This is a genomic window from Streptomyces sp. NPDC002446 (assembly GCF_053595675.1).
Map to the genome: position 1 here is coordinate 113,040 of NZ_JBSFYC010000004.1, position 25,731 is coordinate 138,770.

Genomic DNA, 25,731 nt, shown 5'->3' on the forward strand with positions numbered 1-25,731 from the left:
GTGAGCAGAAACATCCTTCGTGTGCCGGCCTGGCGCGACGAACCGGTGCGCGAGCGCACCGCGCCCCCCGGAACCCGGCGGCTGGTCGTGCTGTGCGACACCCCCGACGCGGACGTCACCGCCGTGCGCCGGAGCCTGCCCGGCGTGTCCGTCGCCCGCGTGGAGAGCCGTGACGACGGGCCCGCCGCCGCCTACGAGCACGCCGCGACCCGGCTGCTCGGCGAGCTCCAGCGGCTGCTGAACCAGACGGCCGGCGGCCCCCGTTGGGTGCAGGTCGTGTGCCGGGAGGGGACCGCGTACGGCTACGCCGGCCTGATCGGCATGCTGCGCACCGCGGCACAGGAGGACCCGGCGCTGCACGGTCAGCTGATCGAGTTCACACAGTGGCCGCCGGGCGAGGAGCTCGCCGGTGTGCTGCGGGCGGAGGCCGGCCAGACGGACGACCACGTGCGCCACACCGGCGGCCGCCGCCAGGTCCGCGTCTGGGAAGCGGCCCCGCACGCGGCGGCACCCGAGCCGGTGTGGCGGGCCGACGGCGTCTACCTGATCAGCGGGGGAGCGGGCGGTGTCGGCCGGCTGGTCGCCGCCGACATCGCGGGGCACGCCCGCGGCGCCCGGGTCGTCCTGTGCGGCCGCTCGCCGGCGGGCCCGCTACCGGGGCAGCCGGGCCCGGGGACCGAGTACCGGCAGGTGGACGTCACCGACGCCGCCGCGGTCGCGGAGCTCGTCAACTCCCTTGTGCGCACGTACGGCAGGCTCGACGGGGTCGTCCACGCGGCGGGCCTGATCAGCGACGACTATCTGATCCGCATGTCCCACCAGGACGCCCAGCGGGTCCTTTCGCCGAAGGCGGCCGGGCTGGTGAACCTCGACGAGGCCACCCGCCGCCTGCCGCTGGACTTCTTCGCGGCGTTCTCCTCCGGCGCCGGGACGCTGGGCAACCCCGGGCAGGCCGCCTACGCCGCCGCGAACGGATTCCTCGACGCCTACCTGACCCACCGCGCCGGCCTCGCCGCCGACGGCGAGCGCCACGGCGCGAGCGTCTCGATCGGCTGGCCGCTGTGGCGGGACGGCGGGATGAGCGTCCCGGCCGAGGAGGTGCCCGCACTCACCGCGCGCTTCGGGCGGCCCCTGGAAACCGGCACGGCACTGCGGGCCCTGCACGGCGCGCTGGCGCTCGGCACACCACACCTACTGGTCAGGGACGAGGAGAGCGGCGTGACGGAGCAGCGCGGCGTGGACGGGGAACGTCCGCAGGAGACGGCGACACCGCGGACGGGGACGCAGCCGACCGGGCCCGCGGAACTGCGGGCGCGCGTGCTGCCCCTGCTGAAGGAGCTGATCGCCGAGACGGTGCGGCTGGACCCCGCCCGGCTGGACGCCGCCGCTCCGCTCGACGGCTTCGGCATCGACTCGCTGGCCGTCACCCGGCTCAACCGCCGCTTCGCGCAGTGGTTCGGCGCCCTGCCCAAGACGGTGCTCTACCAGTACCCGACGCTGAACGACCTGGCCGGCCACCTGGCGGAGCAGCACGCGGACGGTTGCCGCCGCTGGCTGGACGACGCGGCGGGGGCGGCCGTCACGCCGACGGCAGCGGCCACGACCGATGTGCCGGACACGACCGACGTGCCGGGCGCGGCGCCGTCCGCCGGGTCCGCCGCACCGGTGCGCCCCCGGGCCCGCGTGGCGCGGCGCCCGCGCCCGGCCGGCGCGGGCGAGCCGATCGCCATCATCGGCCTGAGCGGGCGCTACCCGGACGCCCCGACCCTGGAGGCGTTCTGGCAGAACCTGCGCGCGGGCCGCGAGAGCGTCCGCGAGATCCCCGCCGAACGCTGGCCGCTGGACGGCTTCTACGAACCGGACCCGCAGCGGGCCGTGCAGCAGGGCGCCAGCTACAGCAAGTGGGGCGCGTTCCTCGACGACTTCGCGCGCTTCGACGCCGCGTTCTTCGGGATCGCACCGCGCGACGCCGCCGACATGGACCCGCAGGAACGGCTGTTCGTCGAGAGCGCATGGTCGGTGCTGGAGGACGCGGGCTACACCCGGCAGCGCCTCGCCGAGCAGCACGCCTCCTCGGTCGGCGTGTTCGCCGGGATCACCAAGACCGGCTTCGACCGCCACCGCCCGCCGGCCGGCGACGGACCGCCGCCCGCGCCGCGCACGTCCTTCGGATCGCTGGCCAACCGGGTGTCGTACCTGCTGGACCTGCACGGACCGAGCATGCCGATCGACACCATGTGCTCGTCGTCGCTGACCGCGATCCACGAGGCGTGCGAGCACCTGCGCCACGGCGCGTGCGAGCTGGCCATCGCCGGCGGCGTCAACCTCTATCTGCACCCTTCCTCGTACGTCGAGCTGTGCCGCTCCCGGATGCTCGCCACCGACGGGCACTGCCGCAGCTTCGGCGCGGGCGGCGACGGGTTCCTGCCCGGCGAGGGCGTCGGCGCGGTACTGCTGAAGCCGCTGTCCGCGGCCGAGGCCGACGGCGACCCCATCCACGCGGTGATCGTCGGCTCCGCCGTCAACCACGGCGGGCGCACCAACGGCTACACCGTGCCCAACCCGCGCGCACAGGCCGCGCTGATCCGCGACGCGCTGGACCGCGCCGGGGTGCCCGCGGCCGGCATCGGCTACGTCGAGGCGCACGGCACCGGCACCCGGCTCGGCGACCCCGTCGAGATCGACGGCCTGACCCAGGCCTTCGCTCCCGACGCCGGCCCGAACGGCGCCTGCGCCCTCGGCTCGGTCAAGTCGAACATCGGCCACCTGGAGGCCGCCGCGGGCATCGCGGGCCTGACCAAGGCCGTACTGCAGCTGCGGCACGGCGAGTTCGTGCCCACCCTGCACGCCGGACGGACCAACCCCGACATCGACTTCGCCGCCACCCCGTTCACCCTGCAGACCGGCGGGGCGCCCTGGCCGCGGCCCGCGGACGGCGGTCCGCGGATCGCCGGTATCTCCTCGTTCGGCGCGGGCGGCGCCAACGCCCATGTCATCGTCGCCGAGTACCGGGGCGCGAAGACGGCACCCGCCGCGCCTGCCCCGACGGCACGGCCGGTGCTGCTGCCGCTGTCCGCCCGCACCGCCGAGGACCTGCACGCCCGGGCCCGTCAACTGTCCGTCCTGCTGCGCTCCGGCGCCCCCGTGGACCTGCCCGCCGTCGCCGCCACCCTGCAGACCGGCCGCGAGGAGATGGACGAGCGGGTGTGCTTCGTCGCGCGCACCCCCGGAGAGTGGCGCCACCAGCTCGACGCCTTCCTCGCCGAGGCCGGTCCGGAGGCCGAAGCCGGCGTCCCGTGGGCCCGCGGCCGCGTCAGGGCCACCCGCGAGACCCTGGCGGCCCTGGCGGAGAAGGACGAACTGCGCGAACTCGTCGCCCGCTGGACCAGCCGCGGCGACTGGCACGACCTGGCCGCCTTCTGGGCCAAGGGAATGCCCCTCGACTGGACCCGCCTGTACTCCGGCACGGACACGCCCGTACGCGTCCACCTGCCCGCCTACCCCTTCGCCGGACGGCGGTTCTGGTTCGGCCCGGCCGGCAGCGAGCGCCCGGCGCCGCTGCCCGCGGCCGCCCCGTCCCGTACGGCGGCGGGTGCCGCCGACATCGAGCGCGTCCTGCTCGACGCACTGGCCCAGGCGCTCCAGATGCCGGTCGCCGAGATCGAGCGCCGCCGGCCGTTCGCCGACTACGGCCTGGACTCCATCCTCGGCGTGCACCTGGTCCACACGCTCAACACGGCCCTCGGCACCGCGCTGGAGACCACCGACCTGTTCGACCACGGCACCGTCGAGCGCCTGCACGCGTTCATCGCCGGTACCTACGGCGACGCGCTGCACGCACCGGCCTCCCCGGCAGCCGCCCCGTCGCCGGACGACGACGCCGTCGCCGTCGTCGGGATGGCCGCCCGCTACGCCGACGCCGAGGACCCGCGCGCCCTGTGGGACCACCTGACGGCCGGCCACGACCTCGTCGAACCGGTGACCCGCTGGCCGCTCGGCGAGGACGTGACCTGCCGCTTCGGCAGCTTCGTCCGCGGCATCGACCAGTTCGACCCGGTGTTCTTCGCGATCTCCGGCGTCGAGGCCGCCACCATGGACCCCCAGCAGCGCGTCTTCCTCGAACAGTGCTGGAACGCCCTGGAGGACGCCGGCTACACCGGCGAACGCCTCACCCACCGCAACTGCGGTGTCTACGTCGGCTGCTACGCCGGCGACTACCACGACCAGCTGGACGCCCGGCCGCCGGCACAGGCCCTGTGGGGCACCATGGGCTCGGTCGTCGCCTCCCGGATCGCCTACCACCTCGACCTCAAGGGCCCTGCCCTCACCACCGACACCTCCTGCTCCAGCTCACTGGTCGCCCTGCACCTGGCCTGCCGCGACCTGCTCTCCGGCGACGCCGACATGGCGATCGCGGGCGGGGTGTTCCTCCAGACGACGCCGCGGCTGTACGAGTCGGCGACGCGCGCGGGCATGCTCTCGCCCAGCGGCCGCTGCCACAGCTTCGACGCCCGTGCCGACGGCTTCGTCCCGGGCGAGGGCGCGGGCGCGGTCGTCCTCAAACGGCTCGCCGACGCCCGGCGCGACGGCGACCACATCTACGGCGTCGTCCGCGGCTCGGGCATCAACCAGGACGGCACCACCAACGGCATCACCGCCCCCAGCGCCGCCTCGCAGGAACAGCTCCTGCGCGATGTGTACGCCCGCAGCGGCATCGAGCCGGGCGGCATCCAGCTCGTCGAGGCGCACGGCACGGGCACCCAGCTCGGCGACCCGATCGAATTCCGCGCGCTCACCCGCGCGTTCGAGGGCGCCCCGGCCGGCAGCGCCGTCCTGGGATCGATCAAGACCAACATCGGGCACACGCAGTTCGCCGCCGGCATCGCGGGCGTCATCAAGGCGCTGCTGGCCCTGCAGCACCAGCAGATCCCGCCGTCGCTCCACTTCCACGAGGCCAACCGGGCCGTCGTGCTCGACCACAGCCCGTTCACCGTCGCCACCGCCCCGCAGCCCTGGACGGCGCCTGCCCGCGGCCCGCGCCGGGCGGCCGTCAGCTCCTTCGGGGCCAGCGGCACCAACGCGCACGTCGTACTGGAGGAGCACCCGGCCCCCCGGACGGCCGGCGCGCAGGGGGAACACGCCTTCCTGCTGTCGGCCCGCACCCCGGCCGCCCTCCGAGCCGTCGCCGAACGACTGCTCGCCCACCTCGACCGCGAACCCGGCCTGCCCGCCGACGCCGTCGCCTACAGCCTGGCCGCGGGGCGCAGCCACTTCGCGCACCGGCTGGCCGTCGTCGCCGCCGGCCTGCCCGACCTGGCGGCACACCTGCGCTCCTGGCTGTCCGGCACCGCCGGTGACACGGTGCTGCAGGGGGAGACCGCCGCGGACCCCCATCCCCTGGGAGCGGCAGGCGCCCTGGCCCCGGCCGCGCTGGCCGCGGCGTACGTACGGGGCGAGGCCGACCGGTTCGCCGACAGCTTCGCGCCCGCCTCGCGCCGCCAGGTGCCGCTGCCGACCTACCCGTTCGAGCGGCAGCGCTACTGGACCGACACCAGCGACACCACCGACCAGCGGGAGGGGCGCGGGCCCGCGGACACGGACGGCGTCGCGTACCGACTCCGGCTCGGCGGCGAGGAGTTCTTCCTGGCCGACCACCACGTGGGCGGCCGGGCCGTGCTGCCCGGCGTGCTGTCGCTGGAGGTCGCACGCCGCGCCGTGACCGGCACTTCCTTCGCGCCGGTCGGGCTGCGCGACGTCGTGTGGCCGGAGCCGTTCCCCGTCGGGGACGGCGGCGGCGAGCTGCGGGTCGACCGGGACGGCGAGGACTTCCGCGTCCTGCGCGACGGCTCCGCCGTGCACGCCCGGGGCCGGATCGCCGCGCCCGGCCCGCCCGTCCCCGCGTCGCTGGACGCCCTGCGGGCCCGCTGCGACCGCCGCGTCCTGTCGCGCAGCCAGTGCCGTGCGGCCCTCGACGCCGTCGGCATCCGCCACGGAGACCGCCTGCGCGCCATCGACACCCTGGCCGTCGGCGACGGCGAGGTGCTGGCCCGGCTCGTACTGCCCGACGGCGCCCGCGACGGCACGTTCGCGCTGCACCCCGCGATGCTCGACAGCGCCGTCCAGGCCGTCGTCGGCCTCTACGGCGACGCCACCGGCACGCTCGACGAACAACCCGGCGCGCCCGCGCTGCCCTTCGCGCTGGACGCCGCCGACCTCTTCGCCCCCACCACCGAGCGCATGTGGGCCCACCTGCGCCACACCGAGGGCTACGCCCCCTCGGCCGACCGGGCCGTGACGAAAGTGGACATCGACGTGTACGACGACAACGGGCGGCTCTGCGCGAGCCTGCGCGGCTACGCGTTCCGCCGCATGACCGCCCCGCCCGGCGCGGCCGCACCCGGCGAAGCCTCGCCGGCGACGCTGCTGGCACCGGTCTGGGACGCCCTGCCCGACGCGCCCGCCGAGCCGTGGCCCCACCCGCGGACCCGCGTCGTGCTGCTGGGCGGCACCGCCGGGGAACAGGACGGGCTCCGCCGCCGCTACCCGGACGCCACCGTCCTGGACGCCCGCGCCGAGGACCTACCTGCCGACCGGCTGGCCGCGCGGCTGCCCGCCGGCGCCGAGCATGTCTTCTGGCTCGCCCCGCCCGGCCCCGCCGACGACCCCGCCGCCGCCCGCCACGACGCCACCCTCGCCGTCTTCCGCCTGGTCAAGGCCCTCCTGGCCGACGGCGCGGACGCCCGCGAACTGGGCCTGACCCTGGTCACCCGGCAGACGCGCCGACTGCCCGGCGACACCGGCTCCGACCCCGCCCACGCCGGTGTGCACGGCCTCGCCGGCACCCTGGCCAAGGAGTACCCGCACTGGCGGATCCGCGTCGCCGACATCGAGGCGGACGCCCCCGTGCCCTGGCCGGCGCTGCTGTCCCTGCCCGCCGACCCCCGCGGCGAGACCCTGGCCCACCGGCGCGGCGAGTGGTACCGCCTGCGCCTGCTGGAGACCCGCGACCCCGGCACCGCGGCCGCCCCGCCCGAGCCCGGCGGTGTGCTCGTGGCCATCGGCGGCGCCGGCGGCATCGGCACCGTGTGGACCGAGCACATGATGCGCCGTCACGGTGCCCGGGTCGTCTGGATCGGCCGCCGGCCGCTGGACGCCGCCATCGCCGAACGGCAGGACGCCCTGGCGGCCCACGGCCCCAAGCCGGACTACGTACAGGCCGACGCGACCGACCGCGACGCCCTGCGCCGCGCCTGCGACGAGATCGTGCGGCGGCACGGCCCCGTGCGCGGTGTGCTGCACACCGCGATCGTCCTCGGCGACCAGACCCTCGCCCGGATGGACGAGGACCGGTTCCGCGCGACCTATGCCGCCAAGGCCGACATCGCTGTGAACCTCGCCGACGCCTTCGCCGGCCAGCCGCTGGACTTCGTCGCGTTCTTCTCCTCCATGCAGGCCTTCTTCAAGGCCCCCGGCCAGGCCAACTACGCGGCGGGCTGCACCTTCGCCGACGCCTACGCCGAGCACCTGGCCACCCGCCTCGACTGCCCGGTCAAGGTCATGAACTGGGGCTACTGGGCGGGTGTCGGAGTCGTCACCGCCGACGGCTACCGGCAGCGCATGGCACAGCTGGGCCTGGGCTCGATCGAACCGGACGAGGGCATGGCCGCCTTCGACGCCCTGCTGGCCTCCCCGTACCCGCAGCTCGCCCTCCTCAAGGCCACCGACACCCGCAGCATCGACGGCCTGCACGACGACGACGCCCTCACCCACCCGGCCGTCACCGTCCCGTCCCTGATCGGCGCACTGCGCGAGGACCGCCCCGACCGCCGCGCGGAGATCGCGCGGCTGCGCGAGCGGGCCGGCGGGCACGCCGCGGCCATGCAGGACGCGCTCATCGGCATCACCTGGGCGCTGCTGCAGTCCCTGGGCCTGTTCCGCGACGGCCGGGCGGCCACCGCCGCCCAGTGGCGCGCCGCCGGCGGCATCGAGGACCGCTACCAGCGCTGGACCGAGCACACCCTCGCCGTACTCGCCGACGCCGGCCGCCTGCGCCGCGAGGGCGAGGACGGGTACGCGGCCCTCGACACCCGTACCGGCTCCCTCGACGACGCCTGGGCCGACTGGGACCGGGCGCGGCAGCCGTGGCTGGCCGACGACGCCAAACGCCCCCAGGCGATCCTCGTCGACACGACGCTGCGCGCCCTGACCGGCATCCTCACCGGCCGCCGCCCGGCCACCGACGTGATGTTCCCCAACGCCTCGCTCGAACTCGTCGAGGGCGTCTACAAGAACAACCCCGTCGCCGACTACTTCAACGACGTGCTCGCCGACACCCTCGTCGCCTACCTGGAACGGCGGCTGGCCGACGACCCGTCCGCGCGCCTGCGCATCCTGGAGATCGGCGCCGGCACCGGCGGTACCAGCGCCACGCTCTTCCGCCGGCTGCGGCCGTGGGCCGGGCACATCGAGAAGTACAGCTACACCGACATCTCCAAGGCGTTCCTGCTGCACGCGCAGCGGGAGTACGGCGAGCTCGCCCCGTACCTGGACGCCCGGCTCTTCCACGCCGAGCGGCCGCTGGCGGGCCAGGACGTGGCCCCCGGCGAGTACGACGTGGTGATCGCCACCAACGTGCTGCACGCGACCCGCAACATCCGCAGGACGCTGCGCAACGCCAAGGCCGCCGCGCGCCCCCACGCCCTGCTGCTGCTCAACGAGCTCAGCGACAACATCCTCTTCAGCCACCTCACCTTCGGCCTCCTGGACGGCTGGTGGCTCTACGACGACCCGGCGCCGCGGATCCCCGGTTCTCCCGGCCTGGCCCCGGAGAGCTGGCGGCGGGTCCTGGGCGAGGTCGGCTTCCGCGCGGCGTTCGTCGCCGCCGAGGGCGCCGACGACCTCGGCCAGCAGGTCATCGTCGCCGAGAGCGACGGCGCGATCCGCCAGCCGCGCCCGGACGGGGAGTCCGCCTTCCGCGGCACCCTCCCGGCGGCCCGGCCGCGGGCCGCGGAACCGGCCGAGCCCGCCGCGCCGCAACCGGCCGCGGCGCCGGCCGCCGCCGGTGACCGCGAGGAGCTCCTGGCGGACCTGGCCCGCGACCACTTCCGCGGCCTGGTCGCGGACACCCTGCGGCTGCCGGTCGCCGACATCCGTGCCGATGTGTCCTTCGACCGCTACGGCATCGACTCGATCCTGGTCGTCCAGCTGACGGAGGCGGTCCGCAAGGGTCTCGACAACGTCGGCAGCACGCTGTTCTTCGAGGTACGGACGGTCGACGGCCTCGTCCGGCACTTCCTGCGCACCCAGCCCGACGCGCTCGCGGCGCTGGTCGGCCTGAGCGGTACGGAAGCGCCCGCTGACGAACAACTCCCGTCCGGAGGGCGGGAGTTGGCGCCCGCAGGCCCCTCGCGGACGGCCCGTGCGCCGGAGCCCGCCGCCGTGCCGGAGCCTGCCGCCGTGCCGGAGCCTGCCGGACCGCCCCGCGCCGAGCAGGGCATGGCCATCGCGATCGTCGGCATGGCGGGCCGCTACCCCGGCGCACCCGACCTGGACACCTACTGGGAGAACCTGCTCGCCGGCCGGGACAGCGTCACCGAGATCCCGGCCGGGCGCTGGGACCACGGCCGCTACTACGACCCGCGGCGCGGTGTGCCCGGCAGGACGTACAGCAAGTGGGGCGGCTTCCTCGACGGGATCGACGAGTTCGACCCGCTGTTCTTCGGCATCTCGCCGAAGGCGGCGTCCATGATGGACCCGCAGGAGCGGCTGTTCCTGCAGTGCGCCCACACCACGCTGGAGGACGCCGGCTACACGCGTGACGCCCTGCGCGCCGCCGCCCGTGCCCGGGTGGCCGAGGACGCCGGCGACATCGGGGTGTTCGTCGGCGCGATGTACTCCGAGTACCAGCTCTACGGCGCCGAGTACAGCGTGCGCGGCGAGCCGGTCGTGGTGCCGGGGAGCCTGGCGTCGATCGCCAACCGCGTCTCGTACTTCCTCGACGCGAGCGGCCCCAGCGCCACCGTCGACACCATGTGCGCCTCGGCGCTGTCCGCGATCCACCTCGCCTGCGCCGCCCTCCAGCGTGGGGAGTGCGGTGCCGCGCTGGCGGGTGGGGTCAATCTGTCGGTGCACCCCGGTAAGTACCTGATGATCGGGGAGGGCCAGTTCGCCTCCAGCGACGGCCGCTGCCGCAGCTTCGGGGAGGGCGGCGACGGCTATGTGCCCGGCGAGGGCGTCGGCGCGGTGCTGCTGCGCCCGCTCGCCGACGCCGTCGCCGACGGCGACCGCATCCTCGGCGTGATCCGCGGCACCGCCGTGAACCACGGCGGCCACACCCACGGATTCACCGTGCCGAACCCGCTCGCGCAGGCGGCGGTCGTCCGCAGCGCCTGGCGCCGGGCCGGAATCGACCCCCGGGACCTCGGCTGCATCGAGGCGCACGGCACCGGAACCTCGCTGGGCGACCCGATCGAGATCGCCGGACTGAACGCGGCCTTCGCCGAGTTCACCGACGCACGCAACTTCTGTGCCATCGGCTCGGCGAAGTCGAACATCGGCCACCTGGAGTCCGCGGCGGGCATCGCGGGCCTGGCCAAGCTCCTGCTGCAGATGCGGCACGGCACGCTCGTACCGTCCCTGCATGCCGAGCGCGTCAACCCCGAAATCGACTTCGCCGACAGCCCCTTCGTCCTCCAGCGCGAGGCCGCGCCCTGGCCGAGGACCGGCGGGCGTCCGCGCCTCGGTGGCCTCTCCTCGTTCGGCGCGGGCGGCTCCAACGCCCATGTCGTGGTCGAGGAGTACGTCGAGGATTACGCCGAGGAGTACACCGAGGGGACTGCCGGGAGGGGCCTGGTGCCCGAGGCGCCCGCGCAGCGCGGCGAACCCGTCGTCGTGGTGCTGTCCGCCTTCGACGAGGAGCGGCTGCGCGAGTCGGCCGGCCGGCTGCGCGACGCGCTGCGGACGAAGCGGTGGAGCGGCGCGGACCTGCCCGGCATCGCGTACACGCTGCAGGTCGGCCGCGAGGCGATGACCGCACGGTTCGCCGTGGTCACCGGCACGCTGCCGGACCTGATCGAGGCGCTGGACGCCTGCGCGCTCGGCGGCAGGCTGCCCGCGGGCGCGTACCTGAACCTCGGCGGCGAACGGGGCGGCGCGGTCCGGGACTTCCTCACCGACGAGGACTTCCAGGAGACGGTCGTGCGCTGGGCGCGGCGCGGGAAGCTGGCGCCGCTGGCCGAGGCCTGGACCAGCGGTCTGGCCGTCCAGTGGGACCGTCTGCACACCGAGGGACCGAAGCCGCGCAAGGTCGCACTGCCCGGCTACCCGTTCGCCCGGGAACGCTACTGGTACACCGACGACCTGCCGGAACCCGCGGACACCCGCGCCGCGTCCGGGGACACCCGCGCCGCGTCCGGGGACACCCGCGCCGCGTCCGCGGACGCCGCCCCGCGGCCCGCCGCCCCGCGCCCCGCCGTGGCGGCCGCGCCCGCGACCACGCCCGCGACCACGCCCGTCACCACGCCCCCCGTGCCCGCTCCGCCCGCGCAGCCGGCCACCTCCTACGAGCTCCCCGCCGGTGACCTCACCCTGCACCCCGTCTGGGAGCCCGCCCGGCTGCTGCGCGGCAGCCCCTACCCGTCCGCGGCCTCCCGCGTGGTGGCGGTCGGCCTCGCACCGGACGTCCTCGCGGAGCTGACCGCCCGCCGCCCGCAGACCGTGGTGCTGGACACCGGCGCGTCATCCGCCGAAGAGGTCCGTGACGCACTCGCCGCCCTGGGCGACTTCGACCACGTCGTCCTGCAGTTCCCGACCCAGGCCGTCGACCACGGCGCTCAGGCGCAGATCGACGCGCAGCGCGCGGTGGTCCGCCGGATGTTCCGCGTCCTGAAGGCACTGGCCCTCACCCGGGACGAGCAGCGGCTCGGACTCACCCTCGTGACCTGCGGCGCGTTCGACGCCGGCGGCTCCCGGCCCGCCGACCCGGTGCAGGCGAGCCTGCACGGTCTGATCGGCGGCCTGGCCAAGGAGCAGCCGCACTGGCGCATCCGCGCGGTCGACCTGGCCGACGGCGAACCGTTCGTCGCCGACGAGGTCTTCGCGCTGCCCGCCGACCGCCGCGCCCACCCGCTCGCCCGACGCGGCGGCCAGTGGCTGCGCCGCCAGCTCCTGCCAGTGGACACCACCGAGCCGCCCGCCGCCCCCGTACTGCGCCGCGACGGCGTCTACGTACTCATCGGCGGCGCGGGCGACCTCGGCGTGCTGCTCAGCGAGTACCTCATACGGCAGCACGACGCACACGTCATCTGGGTCGGCCGCCGCGCCGAGGACGAGGACATCCGGGCCAGGGCGGCGCGGGCCGCGGCCGGCGGGCGGACGCCCGTCTACCTGTCCGCCGACGCCGCCGACCCCGGCGCGCTCGCCCGTATGCGGGACGAGGTCGTCCGCCGCCACGGCCGCATCGACGGCGTGGTGCACCTGGCGATGGTGTTCAGCCACACGCCGCTCGCCCGGATGACCGAGCACGAGCTGGAGGCCACCCTCGCGGCCAAGGTCGACCCGTGCGTGCACTTCGCCGACGTCTTCGCCGGCCACGGCCTGGACTTCCTCCTGCTGATCTCCTCGCTGGTGAGCTTCATCCGCAACTCCCACCAGGCGCACTACTCGGCGGCCTGCGCCTTCGAGGACGCGCGCGCCGACGCCCTGCGCGAGGCGCTGGACTGCCGGGTCAAGGTCGTCAACTGGGGCTACTGGGGCAACGTCCCCGACGAGCTGCTGCGCCAGGTGACGTCCATGGGACTGGCCCCGATCGACCCGGCCACGGCGATGGGCGCACTGGAACGCCTGCTGGCGGGCCCGCTCGACCAGATCGGCTTTATGCGCCTGGGCCGCCCGCTGCCCGTCGAAGGGGTGCTCACCGCGGAGACGCTGACCCCGCAGGCACCCGGCGCGGCGGCCCGCGACGGCGCCGCGGCACTCGCGCTGCCCACCGGCCTGGCCGAGCACCACGCGGGCCCGGTCCCCGACGAGATCGACGCGCTCCTGCTGCGCCGCCTCGCCGCCGAACTGCGCCGGGCGGGTCTGGAGGAACCCCGCCGCGGCCTCGCCGAGTGGAAGGAGCGGCAGGGCGTCGACGCACGGTTCGACGGCTGGCTCGCCGCCACCCTGCGCGCGCTCGCCGGGCACGGGATGATCGACGACCGGGGCCGCTGGACCACGGGCGGCCCGGCCGCCGGGGACGCCGACGACTGCCGCACCGACTGGGCCGCACAGACGCCCCGTTGGACCGCCGCCAACCCCGATCTGCGCGCACCGCTGCACCTGCTGGACCAGACCCTGCCCGCGCTCACCGACATCCTGTGCGGCCGGGTGCGCGCCACCGACGTCCTGTTCCCCGAGGGGTCGTTCGCCCTCGTCGAGGGCGTCTACCGCGACAACCGCGTGGCCGCGCACTTCAACGCCGTCCTCGCCGAACACGTGGCGGCCTTCCTGCGCGCCCGCCGGGACGCCGATCCGGGCGCCCGCCTGCGCGTGCTGGAGATCGGCGCGGGCACCGGCGGAACCACCGGGCCCGTCCTCGACCGCCTCGCCCGCGAAGGGCTCGACCTGGCCGAGTACTGCTTCACTGACCTGTCCCAGGCCTTCCTGCACAGCGCCCAGGACACGTTCGGGCCGGGCCGCGACCACCTCACGTTCCGTGTCTTCGACGCGGCCCGGCCCCCGCACGCGCAGGGGCTGGACACCGGCGCCTTCGACGTCGTCATCGCGGCCAACGTGCTGCACGCCACCGACAACATCCGCCCGGCCCTGCGGCACGCCAAGGCGTTGCTGCGCGGCAACGGCCTGCTGGCCCTCAACGAGATCAGCGGTTTCTACCTCGTCAACCACCTCACCTTCGGCCTGCTCGACGGCTGGTGGCTCTACGACGACGCCGAACTGCGGGTGCCCGGCAGCCCCGCGCTGTCACCGGAGGCCTGGCAGCTCGTACTGGAGCAGGAAGGCTTCACCGGCATCCGCCATCCCGCGGGGGACGCCCTGGCGCTCGGGCAGCAGGTCGTCGTGGCCCACAGCGACGGTCTCGCCCGCAGCCCGCGCCCGCTCTCCCCGGCGCCCGAGGCGAGCGGCCCGCCGGCCCAGCCGCCGACGCAGCCCACGGCCCCGGCCCCCGCCCCGGCCCGGACCGTCACGGACGTGGTCCTGGCCGAGCTCGCCGACGCGCTGCGGATGCCCGCCGACCGGATCAGCCCGGACCAGGCGTTCGCCGACTACGGCCTGGACTCCATCGTCGGCGCCCGGTTCGTCCGGCGCCTCAACGAGGAGCTGGGGACCGACCTGCTGACCACGGTCATCTTCGACCACCACAGCGTGGCGCAGCTCGCCGCCCATATCGCCGAGAGCCACCGGCCACAGCTCACCACCACCCCCGCCGCACCGGCACCCGCCGTACCGGCACCCGCCGCTCCGGCACCCGTCGCTCCGTCACCGGTGCGCGCACCGCACACCGCCGGAGCACCGCACGCCGCCGGAGCCCCGCACAGCCCCGGAGGACGCGAGCCTCTCGCCATCGTGGGGATCAGCGGCCGCTTCGCGCAGTCGGACGACACCGACGCCCTCTGGCAGCACCTCGCCGCCGGCCGCGACCTCGTCGGCCCGGTCGAACGGTGGGACCTCTCCGGCTACAGCCAGGACGAACTGCCCTGCCGCGCGGGCAGCTTCCTCGACGGCATCGACCGGTTCGACGCCCGCTTCTTCCACCTGACCGGCCTCGAAGCCACCTACACCGACCCCCAGCAGCGGCTGTTCCTCGAACAGGCGTGGACGGCCATCGAGGACGCCGGCTACGCGGGCTCCTCGCTGGACGGCCGGCGCTGCGGCGTGTACGTCGGCTGCACCGGCGGCGACTACCCCCAGTGGTTCGAGGACGCGCCGCCCGCCCAGGCGGCATGGGGCACCGCGCCCTCGGTCGTCCCGGCACGCATCGCCTACCACCTGAACCTCCAGGGCCCGGCCATCGCGGTCGACACGGCCTGCTCCAGCTCACTGGTCGCCATCCACCTCGCCTGCCAGGGCCTGTGGAGCGGCGAGACCGACATGGCGCTCGCGGGCGGCGTCAGCGTCCAGACCACCCCGGACACCTACCTGGCGGCCGGCCGCGGCGGGATGCTCTCGCCCACCGGCAAGTGCCACACCTTCGACGCCGCCGCCGACGGATTCGTCCCCGGCGAAGGCGTGGGCGTGGTGGTGCTCCGCCGCCTGTCCGACGCACTGGCCGACGGCGACCACATCCACGCCGTGATCCGCGGCTCCGCCGTCAACCAGGACGGGGCGACCAACGGCATCACCGCACCCAGCGCCCTGTCCCAGGAGCGCCTCATCCGCCAGGTGCACGCCGAGTTCGGCATCGACCCGGCCGAGATCGGCATGGTCGAGGCGCACGGCACCGGCACCCAGCTCGGCGACCCCATCGAATGCCAGGCCCTGGTCGGCGCGTTCGGCACGGCCGGCGGCCGCGACACCTGCGCACTCGGCTCGATCAAGACGAACCTCGGTCACACCACCTCCGCCGCGGGCGTGGCGAGCCTGCTCAAGGTCGTGCTCGCGCTGCGCCACGGCCAGATCCCGCCGTCCCTCCACCACTACGAGACCAATCCCGCGATCCGACTCACCGAAAGCCCCTTCCACGTGAACACCACGCTGCGGCCGTGGCAGCCCAACGGACAGGGCAAGCGCGTCGCTGCCCTGAGCGCGTTCGGCTTCAGCGGCACCAACGGCCATATGGTCGTGGAGAACGCCCCGGACCGTGACGAGCGCCAACACGCGCCGGGCGAGCTGCTGTTCGTCCTGTCCGCCCAGCAGCCCGAGGCGCTGCACCGCCGCGCCGAGGACCTCCTGGCGTACCTGCGCCGCACCCCCGACGCCGCACTGGCCGACGTCAGCTACACACTGGCGACCGGCCGGGACCACTTCACCCACCGCGCGGCCTTCGTCGCCGCCGACCGCGAGGCGCTCACACACCGGCTGGAGGCCTGGCTGGCCGACGGGCGGAGCGACACCCCGGCACCACGCGGGGACAGCGCGCCGGAGCGCGCCCGGACCCGGTACCTGAACGGCGAACAGGTCGACTTCGCGCCGCTCTTCGCCGGGCTCGACGTACGCCGTACGCCGCTGCCCACCTACCCGTTCCAGCGCAAGAGCTACTGGCCGGCGGCCGACGCACCGAGCCGGCGCCGCCGGGTGCCGGAGGGCGCGCACGGCCCCATCGCCCCGTCGCCCGAGCGTGCGCAACCGGCGCCCGCGTACCCGACGCCGGACACCGACGAAGCGACTGTGCGGTACCAAGTCGGCGAACTCCTCCTGGCCGAGCTCGCCCGCGTACTCATGATGGAGCCCGACGAGATCGACCCGCAGGCGTCCTTCTCCGACTACGGCGTGGACTCGATCCTCAGCGTCAGGCTCGTCGCGGCGGTGAACAACGCCCTCGACGTCGACCTGCCGAGCACCGCACTGTTCGAGCACAGCTCGCTCGACCGGCTGACGGACCACCTGGTCACCCGGTACGGGGCGCAGCTGCGGCCCACCGGTGCGCCTGAGCCTGCGTCGACGTCGGCGCCGCGCACACCGGCAGCCAAGGCCGGAGCGGCCCCCGAGCAGGACGACCCGGCCGGCGTCCCGGCCGACGACGGCATCGCCGTGGTGGGCATCGCCGCCCGGTTCGCGCAGTCGCCCGACGCCGCGGCCCTGTGGGCACACCTCGCCGCGGGCGACGACCTGGTCGGCGAGGTCACCCGCTGGGACCTGGACAAGGAGCTGGGCGTGGGCGCCCCGCGCCAGTACGGAAGCTTCGTCGACGACATCGAGCGCTTCGACGCCTGGTTCTTCCGCATGTCCGGCAAGGAGGCCACCTACACCGATCCGCAGCAGCGGATCTTCCTGGAGGAGTGCTGGCACGCCCTGGAGGACGCGGGCTACGCCGGTGAGCGGCTCGACGGCCGCGGGTGCGGCGTCTACGTCGGCGGCTCGCCCAGCGACTACCAGCAGCTGACCGGCGACGACGCGCCACCGCAGACCCTGTGGGGCAACATCTCCTCGGTCATCGCCTCGCGGATCTCCTACTTCCTCGACCTGCAGGGGGCCGCGCTGTCGGTCGACACCGCCTGCTCCAGTTCGCTGGTGGCCGTTCACCAGGCCTGCCAGGACCTCCGCCTGGGCAACACGTCCATGGCGCTGGCGGGAGGCGTCTTCGTCCAGTCCACCCCGGTCTTCTACCGGTCCGCCGTGCGGGCGAACATGCTGTCCGCCCGCGGGCGCTGCCACACCTTCGACGAGCGCGCCGACGGCTTCGTACCGGGGGAGGGCGCCGGCGTGGTCGTGCTCAAGCGGCTCACCGACGCGCTGCGCGACGGCGACCAGATCTACGGCGTGATCCGCGGCTCCGGCATGAACCAGGACGGCACCACCAACGGGCTCACCGCGCCCAGCGCCGGATCGCAGGAACGCCTGCTGCGCGGCGTCCACGAGCGCGCCGGCGTCGACCCCGCCGGCATCCAGCTGATCGAGGCGCACGGGACCGGCACGCCGCTGGGCGACCCCATCGAGTTCGAGGCGCTGCGCGCCGCGTTCGGCGACGCGCCCGAGGGCGGCTGCGCCCTGGGGTCCGTCAAGACCAACCTGGGGCACACCCAGTTCGCCGCGGGCGTGGCCGGCGTCATCAAGGTGCTGCTGGCGCTCAGGAACGAGCAGCTGCCCCCGTCGCTGCACTTCCGCCGCGCCAACCCGGCGATCACGCTGGAGGGCAGCCCCTTCTACATCAACACGGAACTGCGCCCGTGGCCCGCGCCCGCCGACGGGCCGCGCCGCGCCGGCGTCAGCTCGTTCGGCGCCGCGGGCACCAACGCGCACGCACTGATCGAACAGGCCCCCGCCGTGCGCACCGCCGGGCACGGCCCCCGGCCGGCCTGGCTGATCGTCCTGTCGGCACAGGACGACGCCGGCCGCCGTGCCCAGGCCGAGCGCCTGCTGGACCACGCCCTCGCCCACGAGGACCTGGACCTGGGCGACGTGGCCTACACCCTGGCCACCGGACGCCGCCACTGCAGCCACCGCTGGGCGGCCGTGGCCACGGACCGCGAGCGGCTCGTCGCCGTCCTGCGGACCTGGCTGCGCGACGGCCGGGCCGAGGACGTGGTCACCGGCGAGGCGCCCGAGGGGCTCCGCCGCCAGGACCCCGCCGCCCGCGCCCGCGCCGCCCGCCTGATGGCCGGGCCCGGCGGTCACGACGACCTCACCGAACTGGCCGGGCTCTTCGCCCAGGGGCAGGACCTGCGCTTCGCCCCGCTCTTCGGCGACGGCGGCTTCCGCATCGTGTCCCTCCCGGCCTACCCGTTCGCGGGCAAGCGCTACTGGGTCGGCTCACGTCCGGCGGTCCCCGCCGCGGCCGCGGCCCCCGCTCCGGCCCCCGCTCCGGCCCCGTCGCCGCTGGCCGGCCGCCGGCTGACCGGAGATCCCGGCTCCGCGTCCTTCGCCGTCGAACTGACCGGCCGTGAGTTCTTCCTCGACGACCACCGGGTGCGCGACGTGCCGGTGCTGCCCGGTGTGGCCTACCTGGAGATGGCGTACGCGGCGGCCCGCGCCGAGGGCCTCGAACCCGCCGACGTCCGCCTGCGCAACGTCGTCTGGTCGCGCCCCGCACAGGTCACCGGGCCGACCACGGTCGCGGTCGCACTGCGGCCCGGCGCGGACGACGCCCTCCACTACGAGATCACCGCGGCGGCCGGCGGCGAACAGGCCGCGGCCCACGGGCAAGGACGCATCGAACCGTGCGCGACGCCGTCCCCCGCCCGCCTGGACATCGCCGCACTGCGCGCCCGGTGCGACAGGCGCACCGTGGAACACGACGACTGCTACCGGCTCTTCGACCGCATGGGCATCGGCTACGGCCCGGCCATGCGGGGCATCCGGCGGATCCACGTCGGCGCCGGGCTCGCCGTCGCCCGCCTGAGCCTGCCGCAGGCCGCCCGGGACGGCGCCGACTGGGACCTGCACCCGGCCGTGCTCGACGCCGCCGTACAGGCCACCCTGGGCCTGTCACTGGCCGAGGACACCGACACCGTGGTGGCGGCACTGCCCTTCGTCCTGGACGAGGTGCAGCTGCTCGCGCCGAGCCCGGCCTCCGGGTGGGCGGTGGCGCGGCCCGCGGCCGGCGACCGCGGTGGAGCCGTCCGCCGCATCGACATCGAACTGTGCGACGACGACGGCGAGGTGTGCGTCCGCCTGCTCGGGTTCACCGCGCGCCTCCTGACCGCCGGTGACGGCCAAGCGGACGGGCAGCACACCGGGGACGCGACGCTCACCCTCATGCGGGCCGGCTGGCGCCCGGCCGGGCCCGCCCGGGCACCGCGTCCGCTGGCGCGGCACGAGGTGCTGCTCGCCGGACTCGCCCAGACCGACCCCGCGGCGGTCCGGGACGGGCTCGGCGTGCCCTGCACGGCGCTGCCCGCCGACGGCGACCTGGCCCAGCGCTTCACCCGCCAGGCCGAGACGGTGCTGGCCCGCCTCCAGCAGCTCGTCCCGGCCACCCGCGACGGCGAGGTCCTGCTCCAGGTGGTCGTGCCCGCCGACGGCGAGAACCGGGTCCTGGCGGGCCTCGGAGGCCTGCTGCGCACGGCCCGCATGGAGCACCCCAGGCTGCTGACCCAGCTCGTCGAGGTGCAGGCGCCCGTCGACGCGGCGACGCTGTGCGAGCGCCTGCGCCAGGACGCGGCGAGCCCCGACGACCCGGCCGTGCGGTACTCCGGCGGGCAGCGCCGGGTGCCGCAGTGGACCGCCGTCGAGGACGCCCCGCCGGCCCGCCCGTGGAAGGCCGGTGGCGTCTACCTCCTCACCGGGGGAGCCGGCGGGCTCGGCGCGCTGTTCGCCCGCGAGATCGCCCGGCAGGCACCCGGCGCCGCGCTCGTCCTCTGCGGGCGCTCGCCGGAAGGCCCCGCCCAGCGTGAACTCCTGCGAGAACTGGACGCCTTGGGAGCGCGTGCCGCCTACCGGGAGCTGGACGTCGCCCGGCGCGACGCCGTGACCGACTGCGTGCGCGCCGTCGTCGCCGCGCACGGCCGCCTCGACGGCGTCCTCCACACCGCCGGTGTGGTGCGCGACGGCTACCTCGCCCGCAAGAGCGCCGAAGAGCTGCGGGAGGTCCTCGCCGCGAAGGTCGCCGGCTTCGTCCACCTCGACGAAGCCACCGCCGCGCTCGACCTGGACTGCTTCATCGGGTTCTCCTCGCTGTCGGCGTACGGCAACCAGGGCCAGGGCGACTACGCGGCGGCCAACGCCTTCATGGACGCCTACGCCGCCCTCCGCCACGAGCGGGTGGCCGGCGGCGAGCGCCGCGGCCGCACACTGGTCGTCGGCTGGCCCCTGTGGGCCGACGGCGGTATGAAGGTCGACGCCGCCACCGAACGCCGCCTGCACGACAGCGTCGGCATGGTGCCGATGCGCGCCCCGCACGGCGTGGCGGCGCTGCTGGGCGCCTACGGCACCCATGACCCGCACGTCCTGGCCGTCTTCGGCGACCGCGCCCGCATCGACGCCACCCTCCTGGCCGCCCCCGAGGCCACCGGCGCCGCACCGGCCGTGACCGCACCCGACCGCGCCGCCCTGCGCGCGTTGGTCCTCGGCCGCGCCCTCGGCCACGCCGCCGCGGTACTCGCCGTACCGGCCGAGGAGCTCGACGGCGCGGTGGAGCTGGGCGAGTACGGCTTCGACCCGGTCGCGCTCACCGCGCTCGCCGCCCGCCTCACCACCGAGTTCGGGCTCCCGCCCGTGCCCAAGCCGTTCCCCGAACATCTGACCCTGGGAGAGGTCGTGGACCACCTGCTCGACACCCACCCCGAACGCTTCGGGACGGCACCGCCGGCTCCCGCGCCCGCCGCCGCGCCCGTCGCGCCCGCCGGCCGGGAGCAGCGGCACAAGGCGCTGCTGAAGAGGCTGACCGCCCGTGTGTCCGTCCTGCTGGACGTGCCCGCCGAGCGGATCACCGGCGCGGCCGAGATGACCCGCTACGGCTTCGACTCCCTCTCGTTCATCGGCTTCGCCAACGAGCTCAACGCCGAGTTCGGGCTGTCCCTGGCGCCGACCCTGTTCTTCGAGAACCCCACCCTGGACGGGGTCGTCGAGCACCTCCTCGACCACCACGCCGACCGCGTCGCCGCCGACGCGGCACCGCAACCGGCACCGCCCGCGGCGGCACCCGCCACCGAGGAGCCCGCCACCGCCGTCACCACCACGCCCCCCGCGGACGCGCCCGGGAACGAGCCGATCGCCGTCATCGGCATCAGCGGCCGCTTCCCGATGGCCGACGACCTCGACGCGTTCTGGGAGAACCTCAGCGCAGGCCGCGACTGCACCCGCGAGGTCCCGGCGGACCGCTGGGACTGGCGCGCCCACTACGGCGACCCCGTCAAGGAGCCCAACACCTCCCACGTCACGTCCGGCGGCTTCATGGACGGCGTCGGCGACTTCGACCCGCTGTTCTTCGACATCTCCCCCAAGGAAGCGGAGCTGATGGACCCGCAGCAGCGGCTCCTGATGCTGTACGTGTGGAAGGCACTGGAGGACGCCGGGTACGCGGCGGGTGCCGTCGCCGGCACGAACACGGCCCTCATCGCCGGCACCACCAGCACCGGCTACAGCACCCTCGTCACCCGCTACTCGCCGGTGATCGAGGGGTACGACATCACCGGCGCGGCCCCCTCCATGGGCCCGAACCGGATGAGCTACTTCCTTGACCTGCGCGGTCCCAGCGAGCCCGTCGACACGGCCTGTTCGAGCGCGCTCGTCGCCGTGCACCGGGCCGTCCAGGCCCTCCGCGACGGCCAGTCGGACATGGCCATCGCCGGCGGCGTCAACACGATGGTCAGCGTCGACGGGCACATCAGCATCTCCAAGGCGGGCATGCTCAGCCCCGAAGGCCGCTGCAAGACCTTCTCCGACCGTGCCGACGGCTACGCCCGCGGTGAGGGTGTGGGCATGCTGGTGCTCAAGCGGCTGTCGGCGGCTGAGCGGGACGGCGATCACGTCTACGGCCTGATCCGTTCGACGGCCGAGAACCACGGCGGCCGCGGCAGCTCCCTGACCGCGCCCAACCCCAAGGCCCAGGCCGCCCTCCTGCGGGAGGCCTACGGGAAGGCCGGCATCGACCCCCGGACCGTGGGCTACATCGAGGCGCACGGCACCGGTACCAAGCTCGGCGACCCGGTGGAGATCAACGGGCTCAAGTCCGCTTTCCGTGAGCTGTACGAGGACCACGGTGCGGTGGTGGAGGGGGCGCACTGCGGTATCGGGTCGGTGAAGACGAACATCGGCCACCTCGAACTCGCGGCGGGGGTGGCCGGTGTGATCAAGGTGCTGTTGCAGATGCGGCACCGCACGCTGGTCGAGAGCCTGCACTGCGACACCGTCAATCCGTACATCGACCTCGACGGCAGCCCCTTCCACCTCGTGCGCGAACAGCAGCCCTGGCCGGCGCCGCGCGACGCGCAGGGCCGTGAACTCCCGCGCCGGGCCGGTGTCAGCTCCTTCGGGTTCGGCGGTGTCAACGCCCATGTCGTCCTGGAGGAGTACGTACCGCGCACCGCCCCCGAACCGGACCGGGCGCCCACCGCACCGGTCCCCGTCGTCCTGTCGGCGAGCCACCCCGAGGTGCTGTGCGAACTCGCCGAGCGCTGGGTGCACGTCCTGCGCCGCGGCGACTACGACGACACCGACCTGGCGTCGATCGCCTACACCACGCAGACCGGACGCACGCCCCTGACCGAGCGCCTCGCCTGCCTGGTCCGCACGGCCGGCGAACTGCGGGAGGCACTGGAGTCCTGGCTGCGCGGCGAGCCCGCGAGCGGCGTCTTCCGCGGCACGGTCCCGCGCGGCGTGGAACTGCCGGACGCACCGGCCGGGTTCGGCCCGCACGACGACCCCGGCGGCGCGGACCGCAACGACTGGGCGCGCCTGCTCCAGGCATGGGTGAACGGCGCCCCCTTCGACTGGGACCGCCTCCACACCGGGCGCCGCCCGCGCCGGATCGCCCTGCCGACCTACCCCTTCCGTCTCCGGCGCTACTGGGTCGACACCACGCGCCCCGCGAACGGCGCCCGGCCGGCGGCACTGCACCCTCTGGTGCACACGAACACCTCGGACCTGGACGAGCACCGCTACACCGCGCACTTCACCGGCCGCGAGTTCTTCCTCACCGACCACCGCGTACGCGCCCAGGTGATGGAGACGGTCTCCGGCTGGCGGCCCGGCCGCCCGCCCACGGCCCCCGACAGCCCCGCGCACGCCGTGCCCGTGCTGCCGGCGGTGGCCTACCTGGAGATGGCGCGCGCCGCCGCGGCCATGGCGGCCGGCGGCGACGCACAGGCCTGGTCGCTGAAGCTGGCGTCCTGGCTGCGCCCGCTCACCGTCGAGCAGCCGACCGACGTGCACACCGCGCTGACCACCCGGGCCAGCGGCGGCCTCAGCTACGAGGTGTACGCGGTGGACGAGGACGGCGCACGGGTCGTCTTCGGCCGCGGCCAGCTGCGGCGGACAGCCCCCGCCCCCGCCGAACGGCTCGACCTCGCGGCCCTGCGCGCGCAGTGCGACGGCCCCGTCTTCGACGCCGAGGCCTGCTACACACGCTTCACCGGCATCGGCATGGCCTACGGCCCGGCCCTGCGCGGCATCGAGCGTCTGCACACCGGCTCGCGGCAGGCGGTGGCGCGGCTGAGGCTGCCCGCCGCCGCGTCCCGCGAGCGCGGCTACGTACTCAACCCGGGCATGCTCGACGCCGCCCTGCAGGCCACGGTCGGCCTCTTCGCCGACGCACCCGGCACACCGCGCACGGCACTGCCGTTCGCCCTGGGCGAGTTGGAGGTGCTGCGGGCGGTCCCGGACACCGGTTGGGCGGTCGTCCGCTTCGCCGAGGACGACCACGTGGGCGCGGTGCGCCGGCTCGACCTGGACCTCTGTGACGACGACGGCGAGGTGTGCGTACGCCTCCGGGGCTTCAGCGTCCGCACGCTCGGCGGCGGCGAGCCCACCGCTGACGGCGAGCCCGCCCGGCCCGCCGAACGGGCCCCCGAGCCGCCGTCCGGGCCCGACGACGCCTACCTGCTGGACCTGATCGAAGCCATTGGCCGGCGCGAGATGAGCGCGGACGAATTCAAGAGGAGCCTGGCATGAGCACCACCCGCATCACATCCCTGGACGACCTGCACCGGCTCATCCGCGAGGGACAGGTGGGGCAGGACGAGGCGCTCCGCCTGCTCCGCGACTGGAAGCAGACGCCGGCGCACACACCCGCACAGTCCGCTCGGCCGGCCGACGCCGCCGGCACCGACGCCCTGACGGAGCGGGTCTGCGCCGTCGTGGTGGAGAAGGTCTGCGAGCTGCTGAAGGTCACCCCGGACGACCTGGACGTCCATGTCGACCTCAGCGAGTACGGGCTCGACTCCCTCGTCATCACCCAGCTGGTGAACATGGTCAACGACGCCCTGGGGCTGGAGCTCGCGCCCACCGTGCTGTTCGAGCACGCGACGATCCAGTCCTTCGGCGCCCACCTGACGGACGAGTACGGCCCCGCGCTGGCCGCCCGCCTGGGGCTGACCTCGCCCGCCGCCGCGGAGTCCCGTCCCGCGCAGCCCCGTACCGCCGAGCCCGTCGGCACGCCGGTCCCGGTCGCGGCCGCCCCCGCGCCCGCCGAGCGGCGGGACGACCCCATCGCGGTGGTCGGCATGAGCGGCCGGTTCCCCCAGGCCGAGGACCTCGACGCGTTCTGGCGGAACCTGCGCGACGGCCGCGACTGCATCGCCGAAGTCCCCGCCGACCGGTGGGACTGGCGCGCCCTGTTCGGCGACCCCTTGCAGGAACCGGGCCGCACCAATGTGAAGTGGGGCGGCTTCATGGACGGCGTCGCCGACTTCGATCCGCTGTTCTTCGGCATCGCCCCGAAGGACGCCGTCCACATGGACCCGCAGCAGCGCCTGCTGATGCTGTACGTGTGGAAGGCGCTGGAGGACGCCGGCCACGCCGCCGACGCCCTGGCCGGGAGCAGCCTCGGCCTGTTCGTCGGCACCAGCGACACCGGCTACAGCCTGCTCACCGACCGCAGCAGCGGCAGGGGCGACAGCGTCACCCCCACGGGTAGCGTCCCCTCCGTCGGCCCGAACCGGATGAGCTACTTCCTGGACGTGCACGGGCCGAGCGAGCCGATCGAGACCGCCTGTTCGAGTTCCCTGGTGGCCGTTCACCGCGGTGTCGCCGCGATCGAACGCGGCGAGTGCGAGGCGGCCGTCGTCGGCGGCATCAACACCATGGTGATCCCCGACGGCCATGTCAGCTTCAGCAAGTCCGGGATGCTCAGCGTCGAGGGACGCTGCCGGACCTTCTCCGACCGCGCCGACGGCTACGCCCGCGGTGAGGGTGTGGGCATGCTGGTGCTCAAGCGGCTGTCGGCGGCCGAGCGCGACGGCGACCACGTCTACGGCCTGATCCGTTCGACGGCCGAGAACCACGGCGGCCGCTCCAACTCCCTGACCGCGCCCAACCCGAAGGCCCAGGCCGCACTGATCCGGCGCGCCTACCGCACCGCGGGCATCGACCCCCGGACCGTGGGCTACATCGAGGCGCACGGCACCGGTACCAAGCTCGGTGACCCGGTGGAGATCAACGGGCTCAAGTCCGCTTTCCGTGAGCTGTACGAGGAGCAGG

Annotated in this window: 2 protein-coding genes (1 of these 2 cut by a window edge); both read left to right on the plus strand. The window is 75.0% G+C overall.

Annotated elements, in window-relative coordinates:
- Window positions 1-24,204 carry an SDR family NAD(P)-dependent oxidoreductase gene (locus tag ACWD6P_RS04460; protein ID WP_451442509.1) on the plus strand — a complete coding sequence of 8,068 codons (24,204 nt, stop codon included), beginning with the start codon at window positions 1-3 and terminating at the stop codon, window positions 24,202-24,204.
- Window positions 24,201-25,731, plus strand: partial view of an SDR family NAD(P)-dependent oxidoreductase gene (locus ACWD6P_RS04465; RefSeq protein WP_451442510.1) — the start only. It continues 4,370 nt past the right edge of the window; the window shows 1,531 of its 5,901 coding nt (coding positions 1-1,531); the start codon lies at window positions 24,201-24,203; its stop codon lies off the right edge, out of view. Before ACWD6P_RS04460 ends, ACWD6P_RS04465 begins: the two co-directional genes overlap by 4 nt.